Origin of the sequence: Demequina sp. NBRC 110056 (assembly GCF_002090155.1) — a bacterium.
Lineage (GTDB): Bacteria > Actinomycetota > Actinomycetes > Actinomycetales > Demequinaceae > Demequina.
This window is the reverse complement of record NZ_BBRM01000002.1, coordinates 225,892-247,032: the sequence shown is the minus strand read 5'-3', so window position 1 is coordinate 247,032 and position 21,141 is coordinate 225,892. Positions and strand designations below refer to the sequence as shown.

Annotated in this window: 18 protein-coding genes; 9 read left to right on the top strand and 9 right to left on the bottom strand. The window is 70.8% G+C overall.

The window, feature by feature from the left end; translation table 11 throughout:
• Nucleotides 1-392: 392 nt before the first annotated feature.
• A complete protein-coding gene (locus B7K25_RS01170; protein WP_234988020.1) occupies nucleotides 393-731 on the bottom strand; it encodes an oxidoreductase in 339 nt (112 codons plus the stop codon).
• A gap of 90 nt (nucleotides 732-821) precedes the next feature.
• Here B7K25_RS01170 and lpdA point away from each other — a divergent pair, with 90 nt between their 5' ends.
• From lpdA to B7K25_RS01155, 3 genes are read left to right on the top strand one after another with little or no spacing between them, the layout of a single operon-like run.
• Nucleotides 822-2,207 (top strand): dihydrolipoyl dehydrogenase, encoded by a 1,386-nt coding sequence (lpdA, locus tag B7K25_RS01165; RefSeq protein WP_084103456.1) that lies wholly within the window; start codon nucleotides 822-824, stop codon nucleotides 2,205-2,207.
• 21 nt (nucleotides 2,208-2,228) lie between these two features.
• Entirely contained in the window at nucleotides 2,229-4,118 is a 1,890-nt protein-coding gene (gene sucB, locus B7K25_RS01160; RefSeq protein WP_084103454.1) for a 2-oxoglutarate dehydrogenase, E2 component, dihydrolipoamide succinyltransferase, read from the top strand.
• A gap of 9 nt (nucleotides 4,119-4,127) precedes the next feature.
• Entirely contained in the window at nucleotides 4,128-5,018 is an 891-nt protein-coding gene (locus B7K25_RS01155) for a TIGR01777 family oxidoreductase (protein WP_084103452.1), read from the top strand.
• Here the strand turns inward: B7K25_RS01155 and B7K25_RS13480 are convergent.
• Together B7K25_RS13480 and B7K25_RS01135 are read right to left on the bottom strand one after the other, a co-directional pair.
• A complete protein-coding gene (locus B7K25_RS13480; protein ID WP_144018793.1) occupies nucleotides 5,002-6,432 on the bottom strand; it encodes a hypothetical protein in 1,431 nt (476 codons plus the stop codon). The two genes, B7K25_RS01155 and B7K25_RS13480, sit on opposite strands and share 17 nt — an antisense overlap.
• Before the next feature lie 48 nt (nucleotides 6,433-6,480).
• Nucleotides 6,481-8,679, bottom strand: a complete 2,199-nt coding sequence (locus B7K25_RS01135; protein WP_084103444.1) for an efflux RND transporter permease subunit — start codon at nucleotides 8,677-8,679, stop codon at nucleotides 6,481-6,483.
• Nucleotides 8,680-8,741: 62 nt separating this feature from the next.
• Between B7K25_RS01135 and lipB the strand changes: the two genes are divergently transcribed.
• Genes lipB through B7K25_RS01120 form a run of 3 tightly spaced genes read left to right on the top strand, consistent with a single transcriptional unit; the run spans nucleotide 8,742 to nucleotide 11,209 of the window.
• Complete coding sequence (gene lipB / locus B7K25_RS01130; RefSeq protein ID WP_084103443.1) at nucleotides 8,742-9,443, top strand: lipoyl(octanoyl) transferase LipB; 702 nt, start codon at nucleotides 8,742-8,744, stop codon at nucleotides 9,441-9,443.
• Nucleotides 9,440-10,459: a lipoyl synthase gene (lipA, locus tag B7K25_RS01125; RefSeq protein ID WP_084103442.1), complete on the top strand. Its 1,020-nt coding sequence runs from the start codon at nucleotides 9,440-9,442 to the stop codon at nucleotides 10,457-10,459. The genes lipB and lipA overlap by 4 nt, the downstream gene beginning before the upstream one ends.
• Nucleotides 10,460-10,516: 57 nt before the next feature.
• Nucleotides 10,517-11,209: a DUF4191 domain-containing protein gene (locus tag B7K25_RS01120; protein WP_084103440.1), complete on the top strand. Its 693-nt coding sequence runs from the start codon at nucleotides 10,517-10,519 to the stop codon at nucleotides 11,207-11,209.
• 72 nt (nucleotides 11,210-11,281) lie between these two features.
• Here the strand turns inward: B7K25_RS01120 and B7K25_RS01115 are convergent, their stop codons facing one another.
• Together B7K25_RS01115 and B7K25_RS01110 are read right to left on the bottom strand one after the other, a co-directional pair.
• Nucleotides 11,282-11,935, bottom strand: a complete 654-nt coding sequence (locus B7K25_RS01115; RefSeq protein ID WP_084103438.1) for an HAD-IA family hydrolase — start codon at nucleotides 11,933-11,935, stop codon at nucleotides 11,282-11,284.
• On the bottom strand, nucleotides 11,928-12,353 hold the full coding sequence (locus tag B7K25_RS01110; protein WP_084103436.1) for an RDD family protein: 426 nt from the start codon (nucleotides 12,351-12,353) through the stop codon (nucleotides 11,928-11,930). Before B7K25_RS01110 ends, B7K25_RS01115 begins: the two co-directional genes overlap by 8 nt.
• 187 nt (nucleotides 12,354-12,540) lie before the next feature.
• On the opposite strand from B7K25_RS01110, the gene glnA reads away from it, so the two are divergent.
• Both glnA and B7K25_RS01100 read left to right on the top strand, forming a co-directional pair.
• Nucleotides 12,541-13,971, top strand: a complete 1,431-nt coding sequence (glnA, locus tag B7K25_RS01105; RefSeq protein WP_084103434.1) for a type I glutamate--ammonia ligase — start codon at nucleotides 12,541-12,543, stop codon at nucleotides 13,969-13,971.
• A 273-nt stretch (nucleotides 13,972-14,244) separates the two neighbouring features.
• Nucleotides 14,245-14,556, top strand: coding sequence for a hypothetical protein (locus B7K25_RS01100; RefSeq protein WP_084103432.1), 312 nt, complete (start codon nucleotides 14,245-14,247; stop codon nucleotides 14,554-14,556).
• A 189-nt stretch (nucleotides 14,557-14,745) separates the two neighbouring features.
• On the opposite strand, the gene B7K25_RS01095 is transcribed toward B7K25_RS01100, so the two are convergent.
• Together B7K25_RS01095 and B7K25_RS01090 are read right to left on the bottom strand one after the other, a co-directional pair.
• Nucleotides 14,746-16,086, bottom strand: coding sequence for a serine hydrolase (locus tag B7K25_RS01095; protein WP_084103430.1), 1,341 nt, complete (start codon nucleotides 16,084-16,086; stop codon nucleotides 14,746-14,748).
• A gap of 345 nt (nucleotides 16,087-16,431) precedes the next feature.
• Nucleotides 16,432-18,048: a M28 family metallopeptidase gene (locus B7K25_RS01090; protein WP_144018792.1), complete on the bottom strand. Its 1,617-nt coding sequence runs from the start codon at nucleotides 18,046-18,048 to the stop codon at nucleotides 16,432-16,434.
• Nucleotides 18,049-18,358: 310 nt separating this feature from the next.
• Between B7K25_RS01090 and B7K25_RS01085 the strand changes: the two genes are divergently transcribed.
• Nucleotides 18,359-18,946 (top strand): pentapeptide repeat-containing protein, encoded by a 588-nt coding sequence (locus B7K25_RS01085; protein WP_159450078.1) that lies wholly within the window; start codon nucleotides 18,359-18,361, stop codon nucleotides 18,944-18,946.
• Nucleotides 18,947-19,011: 65 nt separating this feature from the next.
• On the opposite strand, the gene B7K25_RS01080 is transcribed toward B7K25_RS01085, so the two are convergent.
• Together B7K25_RS01080 and prpB are read right to left on the bottom strand one after the other, a co-directional pair.
• Nucleotides 19,012-20,187, bottom strand: a complete 1,176-nt coding sequence (locus B7K25_RS01080) for a bifunctional 2-methylcitrate synthase/citrate synthase (protein ID WP_084104480.1) — start codon at nucleotides 20,185-20,187, stop codon at nucleotides 19,012-19,014.
• A gap of 50 nt (nucleotides 20,188-20,237) precedes the next feature.
• On the bottom strand, nucleotides 20,238-21,140 hold the full coding sequence (prpB, locus tag B7K25_RS01075) for a methylisocitrate lyase (protein WP_084103426.1): 903 nt from the start codon (nucleotides 21,138-21,140) through the stop codon (nucleotides 20,238-20,240).
• Nucleotide 21,141: the final 1 nt, after the last annotated feature.

Sequence of the window (21,141 nt, the reverse complement as noted above, 5' to 3'; positions counted from 1 at the left end):
TCCGAACATCTCCGGCGCGACACGCCGAGCCGTGAGCGCCGATGCGGCGGACGACACCGCGTGTCGCGCCGGAGATGTTCGGAGGTGTCGGGTGGGCGTCACACCACCCACTCCTCCGACAGTGTGAACCAACTGAGGTGAGACGCGCCGGTCGAAGCGCGCCGATGCGTGGGCCGTGCCGGCGTGTCGGCGCCGGAGTGGTTCGCACTGTCAGGGCGCGGTGGGCGTACCGCTCACCACACACCTGGGACGCAGGTGACGGATGCGGCACGTGGTGCGTCACGCGAGCCCCACGCTCCCCACGAGTCACCGCTGTGTGTTGAGCGGTACGGGGCGGCAGGGTGGGTGCGGCAGGGCGAGTGCGGCCGGGCGAGGGCCGATGCGCGGGCTTGCTAGCGCTGCTTGCGCTGCTTCTCGTTCCACTCGCGCATACGCGACGGGTATCCCGACAGATTCACGTCGAATGCGGGCACCCCGAGCTGCTTCGCGACCTTGCGCGCCGTGGCGGGGTCCGGCACGCGCCGTCGCGTCCACTCGCCGGTGTCGGCGACGATCACCATGGTGGTCTGCGTGACACGGGTGGGCGGCTCGATGAACGCCTCGCAGCCCTGATGCCCGCGGACGAACTCCTTGAGGTGGGTGATGGTCTCCGAGCGCGCCTCCTTGGACGCGGCGCCGTTGGAGGATGACTCGGCGCCCTTGGAGCCGAACATCTTCGAGAAGAAGCTCATGGGCCCAGGGTAGTCACGCCCTCCGGTTCGCGTCACCGCTGACAGGTGGCAAGATGGGAGAGACCGACTTCCTCACAAGGAGAACTCATAGTGACCGAGTCCACCCCTCGCTCGTTTGACCTGCTCGTTCTCGGTGGAGGCTCCGGCGGATACGCCGCCGCGCTCCGCGCCGCCCAGCTCGGCCTCACGGTCGGCCTCGTGGAGGAGTCGAAGGTGGGTGGCACGTGCCTCCACAACGGCTGCATCCCCACCAAGGCCCTCCTCCACGCCGCCGAGCTCGCCGACAATGCTCGCGAGGGATCGAAGTTCGGCGTCAACTCGACGCTCGAGTCCATCGACATGACGGTCGTGAACTCCTACAAGCAGGGCGTCATCGACCGCCTCTACAAGGGCCTCCAGGGCCTCGTGAAGTCGCGCAAGGTGGTCGTCATCGAGGGCCACGGCACGCTCGTGGGCCCCGACGCCATCGAGGTGCGCGGCGAGCGCTACACCGCGAAGAGCATCGTCCTCGCGACCGGCTCGTACGCCCGCTCGCTGCCGGGCCTCGAGATCGGCGGTCGCGTGATGACCTCCGACCAGGCCCTCGCGATGGACTACGTCCCCAAGTCGGCCATCGTGCTCGGCGGCGGCGTCATCGGCGTCGAGTTCGCCTCGGTGTGGAAGTCCTTCGGCGCCGACGTCACGATCGTCGAGGCGCTCCCCCACCTCGTGCCCAACGAGGACGAGGCGCTGAGCAAGGGCCTCGAGCGCGCGTTCCGCAAGCGCAAGATCGACTTCAAGCTGGGCGTGCGCTTCCAGGGCGTCGAGCAGAACGACTCCGGCGTGACCGTGTCCCTCGAGGACGGCACCACCATCTCGGCCGACCTGCTGCTGGTCGCCGTCGGCCGCGGCCCGCGCACCTCGGGCCTGGGCTACGAGGAGCAGGGCATCCGCGTCGACCGCGGGTTCGTGCTGACCGACGACAAGCTCCACACCGGCGTCGCGAACATCTACGCCGTGGGCGACATCGTCCCCGGCCTGCAGCTCGCGCACCGCGGCTTCCAGCAGGGCATCTTCGTCGCCGAGACGATCGCGGGCCTCGCGCCCCAGCAGATCGAGGAGTCCGGCATCCCGCGCGTCACCTACTGCGAGCCCGAGGTCGCCTCGGTGGGTGTCACGGAGGCCAAGGCGAAGGAGCTCCACGGCGACGATGCGGTGGAGACCCTCGAGTACAACCTGGGCGGCAACGGCAAGAGCCAGATCCTCGCCACCCAGGGCTTCATCAAGCTGGTCCGGGTCAAGGACGGCCCCGTGGTCGGCGTCCACATGCTGGGTGCTCGCGTCGGCGAGCAGATCGGCGAGGCGCAGCTCATCGTCAACTGGGAGGCGCACCCCGACGACGTGGCTCCGCTGATCCACGCCCACCCCACCCAGAACGAGGCCATGGGCGAGGCGCACCTCGCGCTCGCCGGCAAGCCGCTTCACGCCCACGACTGATCATCGGAGACAATTCCCATCATGAGCAATGACGTCACACTTCCGGCCCTGGGCGAATCCGTCACCGAGGGCACCGTCACCCGCTGGCTGAAGTCCGTCGGCGACACCGTCGAGGTCGACGAGCCGCTGCTCGAGGTCTCGACCGACAAGGTCGACACCGAGATCCCCTCGCCCTTCGCCGGCACCCTGACCGAGATCCTCGTCCAGGAGGACGAGGAGGCCGAGGTCGGCGCCGTGCTCGCCCGCATCGGCGAGGCTGGTGAGGCCTCCTCCGAGCCGTCGGCTCCGGCCGAGGCGTCTGCGCCCGCCGAGGCGTCGGCTCCGGCTGAGGCGTCCGCACCTGCCGAGGCCTCCGCCCCTGCGCCGGAGTCCGCTCCCGCTCAGGAGTCGGCACCCGCATCGGCCCCCGCGCCGGCCTCAGCTCCTGCCGAGGCTTCGGCGCCCGCCCCGTCGGGCGGCGGCCAGGACGTCACGCTCCCCGCGCTCGGCGAGTCCGTGACCGAGGGCACCGTCACCCGCTGGCTGAAGTCCGTCGGCGACACCGTCGAGGTCGACGAGCCGCTGCTCGAGGTCTCGACCGACAAGGTCGACACCGAGATCCCCTCGCCCTTCGCCGGCACCCTGACCGAGATCCTCGTCCAGGAGGACGAGGAGGCCGAGGTCGGCGCCGTGCTCGCCCGCATCGGCGAGGCAGGTGCAGCGCCCGCGTCCGCGCCGGCACCGGAGTCCGCCGCGGCTCCCGAGCCCGCCTCCGCGCCTGCAGAGCCTTCCGCTCCCGCCGAGGCATCGGCGCCCGCCGAGGAGTCCGCTCCTGCGCCGCAGCCCACCGCCGAGGCCGCACCGCAGGCCGAGCCCGCGTCCTCCCCTGCCGCAGAGGCCGTCGCGCCCGCGCAGCAGGAGTCGGCGCCCGCCTCCGCACCTGCGCCTGCGTCCGCGGCAGCGTCGGCTCCGGCCGCGACGTCCGCCGAGGCGTCCACCGGCTCGGGCTACGTCACCCCGATCGTCCGCAAGCTCGCCCGTGAGCGCGGCGTCGACCTCGCCGCCGTCACCGGCACCGGCGTGGGCGGCCGCATCCGCAAGGAGGACGTGCTGAGCGCGGCGGAGGCCCCGGCCCCGGCCGCCTCCGCTCCCGCCGCGGCGCCGTCCGCCGCTGCTGCACCCGCGACGTCGGCCAACGAGGTCGAGGTCTCCGAGCTGCGCGGCCAGACCGTGAAGATGACGCGCATCCGCAAGATCACCGCGGACAAGATGATGGAGTCGCTGCACGGCATGGCGCAGCTGACGTCCGTCATCGAGGTCGACTGCACCAAGATCTGGGCGCTGCGCGCGAAGTCGAAGGCGGCGTTCTCCGAGAAGCACGGCGTGAACCTCACGTTCCTGCCGTTCTTCACTCGTGCGACGGCGATCGCGCTGCAGGAGCACGCGTTCCTCAACGCATCGGTCGACGAGGGCAGCATCGTCTACCACCCGTCGGTCAACCTGTCGCTCGCGGTGGACACCCCCAAGGGCCTGATGCTCCCGACGCTCAAGGACGCGGACTCGAAGACGATCGTCGACCACGCCAAGGGCATCGTCGACCTCGCCACGAAGGCGCGCGACGGCGGTCTGTCCTCCGACGAGATCTCCGGCGGCACCTTCTCGGTGACCAACACCGGCTCGGGCGGGACCCTGTTCGACACGCCCATCGTGCCGTCGCCTCAGGTCGGCATCCTCGCCACCTGCGCGATCGTCAAGAAGCCGGTGGTCGTCAAGGGTCCCGATGGCGAGGACGTCATCTCCGTGCGCCCCATGTGCTACCTCCCGCTGAGCTACGACCACCGCATCGTGGACGGCGCGGACGCCGCCCGCTTCCTGCAGACGGTCAAGCGCATCATCGAGGCCGGGGAGTTCGAGTCCGAGCTGGGTCTCTAAGGAGCCTGCATGCGCGTCGTGGTCGCCGGCTCGTCCGGCCTCATCGGCACGGCACTCAAGGAGTCGCTTGAGGCCGACGACCACGACGTCATCGCGCTGGTGCGCCGCGAGGCGAAGGGACCGCACGAGTCCTCGTGGGATCCCGGCGCGGGCACGGTCGATCGAGACCTCCTCTCATCCGCGGATGTCGTCGTCAACCTCGCCGGCGCATCCATCGGAGACAAGCGGCTGACGGACTCCTACGCCGAGGTCGTCCTCCAGTCGCGCCTCGACGCCACCGGCACGCTCGCGCGCGCGCTCGTCGACGTCTCCTTCGACGGCGTCCTGCTCCAGGGCTCGGCTATGGGCTTCTATGGGGACCGCGGCGAGGAGAGCCTCACGGAGCGCTCCGGCGCCGGCACGACGCTGCTGGCGTCGATCGTCTCCCAGTGGGAGGCCGCCGCTCAGCCTGCCGTGGACGCGGGGATCCGCACGGTCTTCGCGCGCACCGGCCTCGTGCTCGCACCCCACGGAGGCTTCGCCGAGCGGCTGCTTCCGCTCGTGAGCCGCGGACTGCTGCGGTCGCTCGGGCCGGGCGATGCGTGGCACGCGTGGATCACGCTGCACGACCACATCCGCGTGCTGCGCTTCCTCGTCGACAGCGACCACCGCGGACCCGTCAACGCGATCGCCCCCGCCTCGGTGCGGGACGCCCACCTCATCCGCGCGATGACGGAGGCCGCCGGCCACAAGCCGGGCCTGCCTGTTCCGGCGTGGGCGCTGCGGCTCGCGATCGGCCCCGCCGCCGAGGACCTCCTGTCGAGCCAGAAGGCGACGCCTGGGGTGCTCGCTCGCCTGGGCTTCGCGTGGGATCACCCCTACATCGACGCCGCCGCCCGCTGGGTCATGCGTCCGCAGTGACGGACGCCACGGTCCACCTCCCCTCCCACCTCAGCGCCATCAGCACGCGCTCGATGCGGCCTGCGACACGGGTGACCGCGCCATCCTCCTCGACGGTGTGGGGGCCGATGCGGTAGGTCAGGGCGACGGTCGTCTCACCCTCGTCGTGGCGCCTCACGAGTGCTGACTGGATCTCAAGGTCGAGGCCGGCGTAGCGCAGCGTCCCGGCGTCGAGCCGGGAGGCCAACGCACCGATCGTGGCCGTCAGCTCCGCTGCCGGAGGCGAGCTGCTCACGAGTCCTCGCAGCGCATCGCCATCGGCCCGCCTCAGCGCGTCGATGCGCGCCTCGGTGAGCGCGACCGCGGCCGCCATGGGGTCGTCGCGCCTCGTCACCACCGCGAGGTCGGCTGCGACGGACACCGCCGCCGGCACGGCCCAGCCGTCGGTCACCGACCGAAGATGCCCGGGGCGCTCGGGTCCGTCAGCACTCTCGGAGGCTGGCGCACCGGACCTCACGACGTCGGAGCCCGCGCCCTCGGAACCGTCGACATCGGACACCATGGCGTCGGACACCATAGCGTCGGAACCTCCCGCCGCGAAGCTCCCCGCTTCGATCGAGGCGGGCTCGGCGAGCGCCCCGTCGACCAGGCGCGGCACGCCGAGGATGATCGCCGCCGCGCCTACCGTGACGCCCAGCACGGCTCCGGCGCGCTCCACGTGGCGTCGCGCGCGCCACCATCTCCCCGCCGGGATGCGCTCCGTGCGCGGAGCCGCGCGCGCCCGGGCGGCGGCCGCGACGTCAGCCGACGCCGGTCGGGCCGGAGCGACCTCGGGCGCGAGCCGAGAGAGCGCGCGTGCCGCGACCTGCGCGGGCGGGCGCTCGGCCGGGTCGGGAACGAGGAGCGGGCTCGTCCAGGCCTCGACCAACGGCCGGTCCCGCTCGCACACGGCCCACCGCAGGAGCGCGCCGAGCGAGTACACGTCGCCGGGCAGGGTCGCTCCGCGATCACGTTCGGGGGCTCGGAACCCTGGCGTGCCGCGCTCGTCGTCGAGGCAGCCGCCGATGGTGTCCAGCAGGGCGACCCCGTGCGCGGTGAGCGCGACGTTCGCCGGCGCGATGTCACCGTGGGCGAGGCCGGCGGCATGCATGCTGGTCAGCGCGTCGCCGAGCCGGCGCGCGAGCCACGCGCACTCCGCCGCGCTCAGCGGCGCGCGAGACGTCGCGAGCTCGGCGAGGTCCATGCCGTCGACCGCGGGGAGCTCGACGACCACCCGGCCCCGCGCATCGGCCGCCACCGCCGAGGGCGCAAGGACGGTCGGCGTGCCCAAGCCAGCGAGCGCATCGGCCCTCTGCCCTACCCGAGCGAGGAGCTCCGGTCCCGTGCCGACGACGCGCCGAAGCGGCGGGCGGCTGCGCGGGGCTGACAGATCCATGCGTCCACCGTGCCCCGGATCGAGGCACGGTGGGCGTTTTCCACAGGGTCAGTCGGCGGTGTCCGCGGGGATGCGACGCGCCCACGGCCACCACACGGGACGGCCGATGTCGCCGACGAGCCCCGGCACCAGCAGCGATCGCACCACGAAGGTGTCCACGAGGACGCCCAGGCCGACGATCACGGCGATCTGCGCGAGGAAGATCAGCGGGATCACGCCGAGCGCCGCGAACGTCGCGGCGAGCACGATGCCGGCCGAGGTGATGACGCCGCCCGTGACGGCGAGCGCGCGACGCGTGCCCTCGCGCGTGCCGTGCTGCAACGACTCCTCGCGCGCCCTCGACATGAGGAAGATCGAGTAGTCGACGCCGAGGGCGACGAGGAAGACGAACCCGAGCAACGGCACCGCAGGATCCGATCCCGGGAAGTCGAAGACGTAGTTGAACAGGATCGCCGAGATGCCGATGGTCGCGGCGTACGACAGGATGTTCGCCAGCACGATCAGCGCCGGAGCCACGATCGACCGCAGCAGCATCACGAGCACCACGAAGATCACTGCGAGGATGGTCGGGATGATCACCAGGGTGTCGCGCTGCGTCGTCAGGCGCGTGTCGAGCTGCTCGGCGGCCTGACCGCCGACGAGCACGGAATCGTCGAGCGGGTGCACCGCGTCGCGGACGTCCTGCACGATGTCGGCGGCCTCCGCCGAGCTGGACGAGACCTGCGTGATCGCGACGACCTCGACCATCCCGTCGATCACGACGGGCTCCTCGGGCCCTGCCACGCCCGGAGGCGCGCCCTCGGCGACGGAGGGGGTCAGCAGGTAGGCGTCCTGGACGCCCTCGACCGCGGCGGTGGCCTCCACGGCCGCGTCAGCCTGGTCCTCGGGCACGAAGATGCGGATGGGCGACGTCGCGCCCGCATCGAAGTGGTCCTCGAGCACCGCGGTGCCCTGGACCGAGTCGACGCGTCCGGTGAACACGTCGCCCTCCCCCAGGCCGCCGGTCTTGAAGGTGGGCAGGAACGCGGCCGCGATGACGAGGCCGAGAGCCGCCAGCGCCCAGGTGCGCCGCGGGTGCGCGTCGACCCTGCGTGCGAGCCGCGGCCAGAAGCCCTTGCCCTGCGAGGGGTCGGCGTCCACCTCGGCGCTGTCGCCCGCGTAGCGCGGCATCGCGGGCCAGAACACGCCGCGGGCGTGCTTGCCGCCGATGAGCAGCAGCGCCGGCAGCAGCGTGAGCGCGGCGAGCAGCGCGCTCGCGATGCCGATCGCTCCGGCCGGGCCGAGCGCGGCGTTCGACTTCAGGTCGCTGAGCAGCAGCACCAGCAGACCCAGGATGACGGTGCCGGCCGACGCGGCGATGGGCTCGAGCGAGCGCCGCCACGCGTGAGCGAGGGCGTCGTACGGAGACTGCGTGCGCAGCAGCTCCTCGCGGTAGCGCGCGACGAGCAGCAGCGCGTAGTCGGTGGTGGCGCCGACCACGAGGATGAACATGATGCCCTGCGACTGGCCGTTGAGCGTGATGACGTCCGCGTCTGCCAGGGCGAAGACGGCGAGGATCGCGCCGGTGAGCGCGATCAACGCCGTGGACAGCACGAGGAACGGCAGCACCGGGCTGCGGTAGACGATGAGCAGGATGACGAGCACGACGGCGAGCGCGACCAGCAGCAGGATGCCGTCGATGCCCGCGAACGCCTCGAGCAGGTCCGCGAGCACGCCCAGCGCTCCCGTGAGGTGCCCGTCGAGGTCCGTGTCGACCTCGGCCCAGGTGGCGCGGATCGTCTGCGCGACGAGCTCGCCGAGCGCGTCCTCGCCGGCGGTCTCGCCCACGAGCTCGGAGTCCATGCTGAAGGCGACGAGCACAGCCTCGCCGTCCTCGGACGGCACCACCTGCGGCGCGACCTGGCTGGCGGGAGGCGACAGGACGTCCCCCACGGTGCGCCCCTGCTCGTCGCCTTCGATGGGCGTCGCCACCACGTCGGCGACGAACTCCTCGACGGTCGCGATGTCCTCCGGCCCGGAGATCCCGTCGACCACGAAGATGCCCGGCACGGCCTGCGCGGGCATGAACTCGGCTTGCAGCTCGGCCGCCTGCGTGGACTCCGCGGACGACGGCAGGAACGCCGCGGCATCGTTCTCCTGCACCTCCGAGAGCTTGCCGAAGGTCTGGCCGCCGGCGCCGCCGATGGCGAGCCAGGCGACGACGATCGCGAGGACGATGAGCGGCCGCAGCCACGTGCGTGAGGACATTCTCATATCGTGCCCTAACGCCGGGAATGCGCCGGTATTCCGCCGGGTTAGCCTGGGAGCCTATGGACATCATCGACGTCGACCTCGGCTCGCGCCTGGTGCCGTACCAGGAGGGCTGGGATCTGCAGCGTTCCCTGCACGCCCAGCGGGTCGCGGGCGAGCGCTCCGACACCGTGCTCCTGGTCGAGCACGAGGACGTCTACACCGCGGGCCGACGCACCGCGAGCTGGGACCGCCCGGTGGACGGCACGCCCGTCGTCGACGTGGACCGCGGCGGCCGCATCACCTGGCACGGCCCCGGCCAGCTCGTCGGCTACCCCATCGTCCGGCTCGCCGAGCCCATCGACGTGGTCCGCTACGTCCGCTCGCTCGAGCAGGCCGTCATGGACCTGTGCGCCACCTACGGCCTCGACACCGTGCGCGTCGAGGACCGCTCCGGCGTGTGGCTGCCGGCCACCGCGGACCGTCAGGAGCGCAAGATCTGCGCGATCGGCGTGCGCGTGGCCAAGGGCGTCACCATGCACGGCTTCGCGCTCAACTGCGACCCGGCGCTCGCGGAGTTCGACCGCATCGTGCCGTGCGGCATCTCGGACGCCGACGTGACGTCGCTGTCGCGCGAGCTCGGCCGTCCCGTGGGCATCGCGGACGTGCGCGAGGCGATGGTCGGATTCCTGGAAACCGCGCTCGCCCCCGTACGCTGGGAGACGGCGTCGCCCACAGGTGACGCCGGTCGCGTTCCCGATCACCCCAAGGAGACCGTGTGACCATCGCACCCGAGGGCCGCAGGATGCTGCGCGTCGAGGCCCGCAACGCCGAGACGCCCATCGAGCGCAAGCCCGAGTGGATCCGGACCAAGGCGACCATGGGCCCCGAGTACCGGGACATGAAGGAGCGCGTCCACGGCCAGGGCCTGCACACGGTGTGCGAGGAGGCGGGCTGCCCCAACATCTTCGAATGCTGGGAGGACCGCGAGGCCACGTTCCTCATCGGCGGCGCTCAGTGCACGCGCCGCTGCGACTTCTGCCAGATCGACACCGGCAAGCCGTCGCCGCTGGACCGCATGGAGCCCACCAAGGTGGCGAACTCGGTCAAGCAGATGGGGCTGAAGTACTCGACCGTCACGGGCGTCGCGCGCGACGACCTGGACGACGGCGGCGCCTGGCTCTACGCGGAGACCACGCGCAAGATCCACGAGCTCAACCCCGGCACCGGCGTCGAGCTGCTGATCCCCGACTTCAACGCCGAGCCCGACCAGCTCGCGGAGGTGTTCTCCTCCCGCCCCGAGGTGCTCGCGCACAACGTCGAGACGGTGCCGCGCATCTTCAAGCGCATCCGTCCCGCGTTCCGCTACGAGCGCTCGCTGCAGGTCATCACCGAGGCCCAGAAGGATGGGCTGGTCACCAAGTCGAACATCATCCTCGGCATGGGCGAGACGTTCGAGGAGGCCGTCCAGGCGCTGCAGGACCTGCACGACGCGGGCTGCGACCTCATCACCATCACCCAGTACCTGCGCCCCAGCCCCCGCCACCATCCCGTGGAGCGGTGGGTCAAGCCCGAGGAGTTCGTCGAGCTGTCCGAGGCCGCCGAGGAGATGGGCTTCCTGGGAGTCATGTCGGGCCCGCTGGTGCGCTCGAGCTACCGCGCGGGCCGTCTCTGGGGCCAGGCCATGACGAGCAAGGGCCGCCCGATCCCCGAGGCGCTCGCGCACCTGGGCGAGCCGATGGAGGCGCGCCAGGAGGCGTCGTACCTGCTCAACCGCACCGCTCGCCCGTCCTGCTGAGAGGGCCCAGCCCGCGCATCGGCGCTGCCCGTCCGAGCGACTAGACTTGGCGCCATCATGGCTAAGGAACCCGAGAAGAAGCCGCGCTGGTACAAGCTGATCGCGCAGGCGTACAAGTTCACCGCCCCCGAGGACAAGTGGCTGCTGCCGCTGCTGATCGGCATCCCGGTGGTGATCATCGCGGCGTTCGTCGTGATCGGCCTGCAGTTCTCGACCATCGTGCTGATCTACCTGATCATCTTCGGTGTGCTGTCCGCCGCGCTGGCCGCGATGTTCACGCTGACGCGCCGCTTCGAGAAGGTCATGTACCGCCGCATGGAGGGCCAGATGGGCGCATCGCTGTCCATCGCCCAGGGCATGCGCTCGGGCTGGCAGTTCCACGACGACCCGATCTCGGTGGACCCGCGCGGCAAGTCGATCGTGTTCCGCGGCGTCGGCAAGGGCGGCGTCGTCCTGCTCGCCGAGGGCGGGACGGCGGCCCAGAAGCAGGTCACCGCCGCGACCCGTCGCATCAACAAGCTGGTTCCCGGCGTGCCGGTCAACACGATCTACGTCGGCACGCGCGAGGGCGAGGTGCCCCTCAAGAACGTGCCCAAGGCGATCCGCAAGAACAAGAAGGCGCTGTCGAAGAGCGAGCGCGCGGCCGTCACGGCGCGCCTCGACGCGATCGGCGGCCAGCAGCTTCCCGTGCCCAAGGGCGTCGACCCCATGCGTGCGCGCCCCGACCGCAAGGCGATGCGCGGCCGCTGAGCCGTTCGGCTCTGCTCGACCTCCCGCGCCGTCGCGCGTTCGGAGCGCCGATGCGCGCGCCGGCTTCCCGCCTCAGTCCCCCGACGGCAGGGTGAGGACGATGCGCTCGCCCTCGGTGCGCGCGTGCATCTGCGTCATGTCGGCGACCCGCGGCAGCCCGGCCGTCGCCTCCGAGCGGTTCGGCCCGACCACGACGACGGTGCAGCCGGCGGCCTGACCCGCGCGCACGCCGGCGTCGGTGTCCTCGAAGACCACGCAGTCCCGGCCCTCGACGCCCAGCTCGCGCGCCGCGCGCGCGAAGCCCTCGGGATCGGGCTTGCCGGCGGCGACGTCGTCGGCGCCGATGAGGATCGACGGGGGCGTGATGCCGACGGCCTCCAGCCGAGCGCGGGCGGGCCGCGCGAGCGCGGACGTCACGACCGCCCACCGGCCCGTCGGCAACGCAGACGTGAACGCGGCCGCGCCGGCGATCTCGACGACCGCGTCGAAGCGGCTCGCCTCCATCTGGTGGATCCGGTCGAGCCATCCGTCGATCTCGCTGGGGTCAGACACGTAGCGCGCGATGGTGGCTCGCGACGGCCGGCCGTGCGCGAACGCGCGCACCTCGGTAGCGTCCAACCCGAGCTCGTCGGCGAAGCCGTTCCACATCTCGTCGACCAGGGCGTTCGAGTCCACGAGCGTGCCATCCATGTCGCACAGGACGGCACGGACCCTCAGCTCACGCATCGGCCCCTCGGCGGGTGAGGACCACCCGCGTGCCCGCTCCCCTGTCGTGGAGGCCGCGCCCCTCGTTGTCCCACACCACCGCGGGCAGCACCAGCCCGAGGAGCACGGTGCGGATCGCGGCCTTCACGACGCCCACGTACGGCGTGCCGTCCTCCCGCACCACGCGCAGGCCCATGAGGCGGTGCCCCACCGTCGTGCCGAGCGTCGCCACCAGGATGAGGTGCTGCACGGCCCAGATGCCGAGCGTCGCGATCGGCTCGCCGGCCACGAGCACCCGCTCGGGCGGCGTCAGGTCCGCGGCGCCGGGGACGGCGAAGAAGGCTGAGGAGATGAGGAGGCACAGCACCCAGTCGATGCCGACGCCGAGCAGCCTTCGACCCACCGATGCGCGTGCGCCCTGAGTGGTCGCGTCCGTCACCGTTCCATCGTAACGACGGTTCCGCTAGGGTCAGTTGCGTCGCCTGGGGACCGCCGGAGGCAGCCTCGTGCTGCGCTCGGACTTCATGAAACAGTTTCGTAACACGTCTTGAATCTGGGTGAAACTGCCGGCCCCTATGGTGGGCACTGCTATCCCTGGCACCTATCACATTGCAAGGAGCAACCGGATGTTCAAGACTGCCGAAGAGGCAATCGCGTTCGTGAAGGATGAGGCGGTCGAGTACATCGACATCCGCTTCTGCGACCTTCCTGGCGCGATGCAGCACGTCAACGTTCCCGCGGCCCAGTTCGAGACCGTCCTCGAGGACGGTGCCGCGTTCGACGGCTCCTCGATCCGTGGCTTCCAGGCCATCAACGAGTCCGACATGAAGCTGATCGCGGACCTCGCGACCTCGTACGTCGACCCGTTCCGCAAGGCGAAGACCCTCGTCATCAACTTCTCGGTGGTCGACCCGTTCACCGACGAGCCCTACTCCCGTGACCCGCGCAACGTCGCGATGAAGGCCCAGGAGTACCTCAAGTCGACCGGCATCGGCGACACCGCGTTCTTCGCGCCCGAGGCCGAGTTCTTCATCTTCGACTCGGTGCGCTTCGACACCAACCAGCACGAGGGCTACTACCACATCGAGTCCTCCGAGGGCTGGTGGAACACCGGCGCCGAGACCGAGCTCGACGGCTCGCCGAACCTCGGCTACAAGACCCGCTACAAGGGCGGCTACTTCCCCGTCTCGCCCGGCGACCAGATGGCCGACCTGCGCGACGAGATCTGCACCGTGCTCGGCCAGGTGGGCCTCGAGCTCGAGCGTGCGCACCACGAGGTCGGCACCGCCGGCCAGATGGAGATCAACTACCGCTTCAACACGCTGCTGCACGCGGCGGACGACATCATGAAGTTCAAGTACGTCGTCAAGAACGTGGCCTGGAACGCGGGCAAGACCGCGACCTTCATGCCCAAGCCCCTCTTCGGCGACAACGGCTCGGGCATGCACGTGCACCAGTCGGTGTGGAAGGACGGCTCGCCGCTGTTCTACGACGAGGCCGGCTACGGCGGCCTGTCGGACGTCGCCCGCTGGTACATCGGCGGCATCCTCAAGCACGCACCCTCGCTGCTCGCGTTCACCAACCCCACGGTGAACTCGTACCACCGCCTGGTGCCCGGCTACGAGGCCCCCGTCAACCTGGTGTACTCGGCTCGCAACCGCTCCGCCGCGGTCCGCATCCCGATCACCGGCACCAACCCCAAGGCCAAGCGCATCGAGTTCCGCGCGCCTGACTCCTCGGGCAACCCCTACCTCGCATTCGCGGCGCTGCTCATGGCGGGCCTCGACGGCATCAAGAACAAGATCGAGCCGCCGGCCCCGATCGACAAGGACCTGTACGAGCTGCCCCCCGAGGAGCACGCCCAGATCCCGCAGGTGCCGGACAGCCTCTCCAAGGTGCTCGACAAGCTCGAGGAGGACCACGCGTTCCTCACCGAGGGCGGCGTGTTCACCGAGGACCTGATCGCCGAGTGGATCGACTACAAGCGCTCCAACGAGATCGACCCGCTGCGCTTCCGTCCGCACCCGCACGAGTTCGAGCTGTACTACGACGTCTAAGCCGTAGCGCAGACACACGAAGGGCCGTCCCCGCGAGGGGGCGGCCCTTCGTCGTTCGTACGCAACCGCGCGCCTCCCGCATGGCTCCTCCCAGAGCGCGCTGGAAGGCACTGAGTGCCGTTCTCGGCGCGGAATCGGCACTCAGTGCCTCACAGGACGCAGGCCGTGTGTCAGGAATGTGGCGCGTCCTTCCTCCTGGGAGTCGCGCCACGTTCGGTACCGTGTCTCCATTCGCGACGCCCGAGCGCGAGGCACGAGGCACGAAGGGGAATCGTGAAGCGCGCAATCGCCATCGCAATCCTGGCCATCGCTGTGGCAGGGTGCTCAGCCGACGCGACACGCGAGAACGGCGAAGCAACATTCTGGGACGACGCCCCCACTCGCGACGGCGAAGTCCTCAAGGACTCCATCGACCAGGCCGCCGCCGAGCGTGACTGCAAGTCGCTCCAGAAGGCCTTCGACCTCTACGCGGATGCTGCCCTCGATCAGGACCTGACGCTCGACGACCGCACTCGAGACTTCACGGCGGAGGTGCTCACCTACATCCACGCCGCGCTGTCGGACGCCGGCTGCTACGGCGGCTAGGTCGTAGCGCAGACGCACGAAGCGTCGTTCCCGCGAGGGGGCGGCCCTTCGTCGTTCGCTCGCGCCTTGCATGGTGCGCGAGTCCCGCCTGGCTCCTCACACTGCGCGCTGGAAGGCACTGAGTGCCGTTCTCGGTTCGGAATCGGCACTCAGTGCCTCACGGGACGCAGGCCGAGCGACGCGCGCAGGTCAGCGCAGCGCGTCGATCAGCAACGCCGCCGTCGAGCTCAGGCGCTTGTCGTCGGCCTCCGGGGTGAAGCCCAGGCGAGCCATCACGAGGTCCTCCGACGGCACCACGAGCACCCACTGGCCGTCGTGGCCGCTGGCGCGGAACGCGTCAGCCGGAAGCGCGGGATCGATGACGGTGCCGTCTGCTCGGGTGTTCGCCCACCAGCCGGTCGCGTAGCCGTCGGAGCCGGGCTCCACCTCCGTGTCGACGGGGAGCGTCGACTGCGCGATCCATCCCTCGGGCAGCAGCCGCTCGCCGTTCCACTCGCCGTCCTGCAGCGCGAGCTGCCCGATCGACGCCCACTCCCGCGGGGTCGCCCACATGTAGGAGCTGCACACCGGCGTCCCCGTGGCGTCGGCCTCCATCACCGCGCTCGCAAGTCCCAGCGGTGCGAACAGCTCCCGACGCGGCGCGTCAGCCCCGCCGCGCCCCTCGGTCACGATGTCGCACAGCACCGTCGTGCTGCCGCTCGAGTACTGGAGGTACTCCCCTGGCGCGTGCGCGAGATCCTGCGACGCCACGTAGGCGCCCATATCCGGCTCGGCGTAGAGCATCTGGGTGATGGGCGTGCCGAGGTCGTAGGTCTCGTCCCACTCCAGGCCGCTCGTCATCTGCAGCAGGTGCCGCACGGTGATGCCGGCGCGCGCATCGGTCCACTCCTCGCGCAGGTGATCGTCGTCGAGCGACACCTCACCTTGGGCGACGTAGCGGCCCACGAGCAGGTCCGTGACGCTCTTGCTCATCGACCAGCCCAGCTGCGCAGTGGCCCGGTCGAAGCCCTCCGCGTAGCGCTCGGCGACGAGCTCGCCGCCCTTGAGCACGACGATGCCTCGCGTGCCCAGCGCCTGGCGGTCCTCCTCGCCCAGGTCGTCTCCGAACCCGTGCGCGAGCGCGTCCGTGACGGCCTCGTCGTCGCCCGGCGTCAGCGGGAGCGCCGCGTAGGGGTTCGCCTCCGTGCTGACGGCGGTGGCCTCACCCCAAGCGTCGGGACGGTCGGGTGCGAGGGTGCAGCCGAACCCTGGGATCTGCCACGCGGTCTGGCTCGCCGCGACGCCAAGGATCGATGCCCGAGCGCCATCGCTGTCGGGTGTCGTGCTCACGCGCAGCACCGGCACCAGCGGGTTCGCCGGCAGGTCCGTCTCGGGATCCGTGCGTCCCGCGATCGACTCGACGGCGCATGCGTTGTGTGCGGCGTAGCCGGTGCCTGTGATGAGGAGCGGCCGCGCGTAGATGTACGCGGCGGCGACTCCGGCGCCGAGGATGACGACCGACAGAAGGGCGATGGTGCGCTTGCGCGGCATGCGGTGGCAGCTCCAGTCACGCGGGAGGCCGTCAGCGCCGGCTCACACCGCGTCGTGTGAGGGTTGGGCGCCGGGTGGCGCCCGTGGGACCGCCCAAGGGTACGTCAGCGCAGGCGGCCCTCATGACCACGTGCGTCGCGCTCACGGGCCCCACGAGGTGCTGAGCTCACGTTGCGAGCGCGCACGTGCGCTCAGCACCTCCTGGCGCGGGCATGAGGCGCGCGGAAGGGCGCGGCCCCGCAGGACCGCGCCCTCCCCTTGCTCAGCGCCGATCACACACTGCGCCGATCACACACTGCGCCGATCGGTCAGCGCACCAGTTCTACCGTGCGCCGATGCTCGCGCTCAGTCGTCCCAGCCGCTGCGGCCGGGGCGCTGGTCGCCCTTGCCGTGACCCTTGCGCTTCCAGTCGTCGCGGCCCTTGTCCTTGCCGTCCTTGTCCTTGCCGTGGCCCCAGCCGTGGCCCTTGTCGGGCACCACGCCGTTGACGTCCTCCGTGCTGTGCGCGTAGGTGGCCAGCGCGTAGGCGATCGCGTCGACGTTGGTGTCGAGTGCCTCGAGGTTGAGGTTGCTGAGGTCGTCGCACGCCGAGTGGTAGCACGGGTCGTACGCCTCGCCAGCGGTGCCGCCGTACAGCGCGGCCTCCTCCTCGGTCTTGATGCCCTCGGCTCCGGTGAACAGACCGCCGGCGGGGATGCCGACGTCGATGAACCCGGCGTAGTCGGAGCGTCCGGAGAACTCGGTGCCCTGGAACGGCTCGCCCGCGGACTCGTAGAACTCCTCGAAGGTGGCCTCGACGTCCGCCGAGCCCTCGGGACCGGTCAGGCCGAAGTCCGACCCGTCGCCGTCGTAGATGCCGAAGATGTGGTTGGGCGAGGCGACCATGTCGAAGTTGAGGTACAGAGCGATCTGGTCGATCTCCTCCTCCGTCAGGGCGCCGGTGTACTCGTAGGAGCCGATGAGGCCCGACTCCTCGGCACCCCACCAGGCGAAGCGCACCTGGTTGTTGCCCTTCTTGGACTTGCCCAGGGCCTCCGCGACCTCGAGCAGCGCCGCAGAGCCAGAGCCGTTGTCGTTGATGCCGGACCCTTCCGCCACGGAGTCGAGGTGGGCGCCGGCCATGACGACGTTGTCCTCGTCGCCCCAGCGCGACTCGGCGATGACGTTGGACGTCTCGCGGGTCTCGGTCTGGGCGTCGACGGACACGCGGACCTCGACGCCGCCCGCGGCGAGCTCGGCTCCCACGGCGTAGGACGCGCCTACGACCGGGATGGTGATGCCGGTGCCGCCCAGGGTGCCGGCGAAGTTGTCCGTGCGGCCCTCCTGGCCCTCGTTGAAGATGACGACGCCCACGGCGCCCGCCGCCTCGGCGTTGGCGGCCTTGTCGGCGAAGCCGCAGGTGCCGCGCTGGACGACGGCGATGTTGCCCGCGGTGAAGCCAGCGAAGTCCTCGGCCTCGCACCCGGAGGACGACGTGTTCGCCTCGGTGCCCGCGGGGTCGATGATGTCGACGGCCTCGGCGGTCGCGGTGACGTCGCCCGAGCCCGAGTACTCCATGGTCGCGAAGCCCGGCTCGCCCAGGTTCTCGTAGACGGTGGGCACCGGCGAGACCTGCTCGAGCTCGGCCTCCGAGAGCTCCTCGAAGGAGTCGAAGGTGAACTCCTCGACGCTCACGCGGTAGCCCGCCTTGCGCATGCGCTCGGCGACGTAGTCGGCGGACGCGTCGTAGCCGGCGAAGCCCGACGCGCGGTTGCCGCCGTTGGCCTCGGCGATCTCCTGGAAGGCTTCGAGGTGCTCGTAGGCGCCCTCGGCGTCGACGCGGTCGAGGAGCCGCTCGATGGACGAGCCACCGCGGCCCTCACGGTCCTTGCCGCCATGATCCTGGCCGGCGGCTGCGACCGGCGCAGTCAGCGCGATGGCGCCGCACGCGAGTGCGACCGCGCCGATGGACTTCTTCAGCATGCTGTCTCCTGTCCTCGTGGTCGTGGCCGGCCACCCGCAATCGGGCGACTGCGGCCGGTATGCATCTCCCAGCCTGACTCGCGTTCTATGAGACTTTCTGAGAGTTCGCGGCCTCCTCGCGCGCCCCCGCGCGAGGGGCGCGGCGCGTCGCCGGCGAAGCACGCGGAGGGCCGATGCGCGGGCTGGCACGCGCTCCCAGGTCAGCGCTCCTTGGTCACGGGAGCACCCTGGTGAGTGCGGCCGCGGTGCTGTATCGTGCCTGGCACATGCCGCTGCCTCAGCACCGGCGCGAACGTCCATGGGGGTGGGCATGGCAGAGCCGACGACCACGCGAGGGGTGCGAGGCTTCATCGCCCGCAATCGCGACGATCTGTGGCTGGAGGTCATCGGCGGCGTGGTGCTCGCGTTCGCGGTCTCCGGCGTGATGTTCGGGCTCGACGCACGCCGCACGGACGCCCAGAACGCTCACAGCGAGGCCCTGTCGAACTCGCTGTTCGTGCGTCAGGCGGTGATGGCCGAGACTTCCACCCTGCCGTTCTCGGGGCTCTTGCTCGACGGGGCGCAGCTGAGCGGGCTGCCGCTCGACGATGCCGACTTCGCGGACGCCTCTCTGCGCGGCGCCGAGCTCAAGCGCTCGAGCCTCGTGACCGCCTCGCTCGCCGAGGCCGACCTCACCGGCGCTGACCTCACCGCCGCGGATCTCACGGGCGCCGACCTGACCGAGGCCACGCTCGCCGGGGTGGACCTGTCGGACGCCGTCCTGACCGACGCCGACCTCACCGGGACCACCTTCGAGGGTGCCTGGTACGACGAGGAGCGGCCGCCCGCGACGGACGCCGGCGTGCTCGCCCTGCTGTCGTCGGTCCCAGCCGCGGAGGCGGACGTCGACGACGACTGAGCGCGCATCGGCCGTGTGCACGCTCCCTTGGGGTCGACACCCTCCGCCCACCCCTCACTGCGGCGTCAGTGCACGCTCTCGGCCTCCCGTGCCGCGGCGGCGAGGTGCGCCTCGTCGGGCACGTAGCCCTCGATGTGTCGCTCGGCGGGTCCGTCGTAGACGCTCAGCGGGCGGATCAGCGCGTTCGACGCCAGCTGCTCGCGAATATGCGCGGTCCACCCGGTGACGCGCGCTGCGACGAACAGCGGCGTGAAGATCTCCGTGTCGAAGCCGATGAGGTGGTACGCCGGTCCGGAGGGGTAGTCGAGGTTCGGGTAGATGCCCTTGCGCGACACGAACTCGGACTCGAGCGTGTCGTACAGCGCCGCGAGGTCGGGCCGCTCGTAGTGGTCGACGAGGGTGTCGAGCGCGGCCTTCATGGTGGGAACGCGAGAGTCGCCGCGCTTGTACACGCGGTGGCCGAAGCCCATGATCTTGCGCTTGTCGGCGAGAGCCTCGTCCAGCCACGGCGCGACGGCCTCGGCGGAGCCGATCTCCTCGAAGGTGCGCATCACGGCCTCGTTGGCGCCGCCGTGGAGGGGCCCCTTGAGCGCGCCGATCGCCGCCACGATCGCGCTGTAGTAGTCCGACAGCGTCGAGGTCACCACGCGCGCGGTGAACGTCGAGGCGTTGAACGAGTGCTCGGCGTAGAGAGTCATCGACACGTCGAAGGCCTTGCGCACCACCTCGGGCTGCTCCTCCTCGAACGTCATCCACAGGAAGTTCGCGGCGTAGCCGAGGTCACGGCGGGGCTCGACGAGCCCGAGACCGCGGCTGCGGCGCTGGCTGTAGGCGACGATCGCCGGCAGCTTCGCGAACAGGATCAACGCCTTGTCGAGGATGTCGTCGGGGTCGGAGCTCCAGGCCGTCGCGTCCTCGGCACCCAAGATGCTGACGGCCGTGCGCACCATGTCCATGGGGTGCGTCGTGCTGGGCAGCCCGTCGATGAGGCGCTTCGCTCCCGGGTCGAGGGCCCGATGCGCCCGCTCGAGGGCGACGAACCTCGCCAGCTGCTCGGGCGTGGGCAGCTCCCCATGCCACAGGAGGTACGCGACCTCCTCGAAGTCCTTGGTCGCCGCGAGCTCCTGGACCGGGTAGCCGCGGTACAGCAGCGAGTTCGTCTCGGCGTTCACCTTCGAGACGGCGGTGTAGTCGACCTTGACGCCTGCCAGGCCCTTCTTGATCTCGGTGTCCTCGCTCATGATCACTCCCTTGTGATGGTGCGGTGGTGGTCGTTCCTGTGGTGGGGTCGTCAGTCCTTGGTGACGTCGAACGTGAAGATGTCGCTGTCGAAGTGGGCGTAGCCCTCGTAGTCGATGAGGTCGTAGAGGTCCGCACGGTGCTGCATCTCGCCCAGCTTCGCGGTGAGCCTTCCCTCCCCGGTGAGCTCCTGGAGCCCACGCTCGGCGGCTCCCATCGCCAGGCGCAGCAGCGACACCGGCCAGATGACGATGCTCACGCCGACGTCACGCAGCTGGTCGACCGTGAACAGCTCGGACTTCCCGAACTCGGTCATGTTCGCGAGGATCGGGACGTCGACCGCCGCACGGATCGCGGCGAACTCCTCGAGGGTCGCCATCGCCTCGGGGAAGATCGCGTCAGCGCCGGCGTCGACCAGCGCCCTCGCGCGGTCCGCTGCGGCGTCGAAGCCCTCCACGCCGCGCACGTCGGTGCGGGCCATGATGAGGAAGTTGGGGTCGCGCCGGCCGTCGACGGCCGCGCGGATGCGTCGCGCGGCCGTGGCCTCGTCGACCACGTCCTTGCCGTCGAGGTGACCGCATCGCTTGGGGTTGACCTGGTCCTCGATGTGGAGCCCGGCGAGACCGGCGTCCTCCATCTCCTGGACCGTGCGGGCGACGTTCATCGGTTCGCCGAACCCCGTGTCCGCGTCCACGATCGCCGGCAGCTCGGTCATCCGCGCGATCTGCCGCGAACGGCCCGCGACCTCCGACAACGTCGTGAGGCCGATGTCCGGCAGGCCCAGGTCCGCCGAGAGCACCGCTCCCGAGATGTAGACCCCCTCGAAGCCGTGGCGCTCGATGATGCGTGCGCTGAGCGGGTTGAACGCGCCCGGGAAGCGCAGCAGCTCGCCCGAGGCGAGGCGCGCGCGAAACGCGGCGCGCTTGTCGGCGGGGGTCGCGGTCGAGTACAGCACG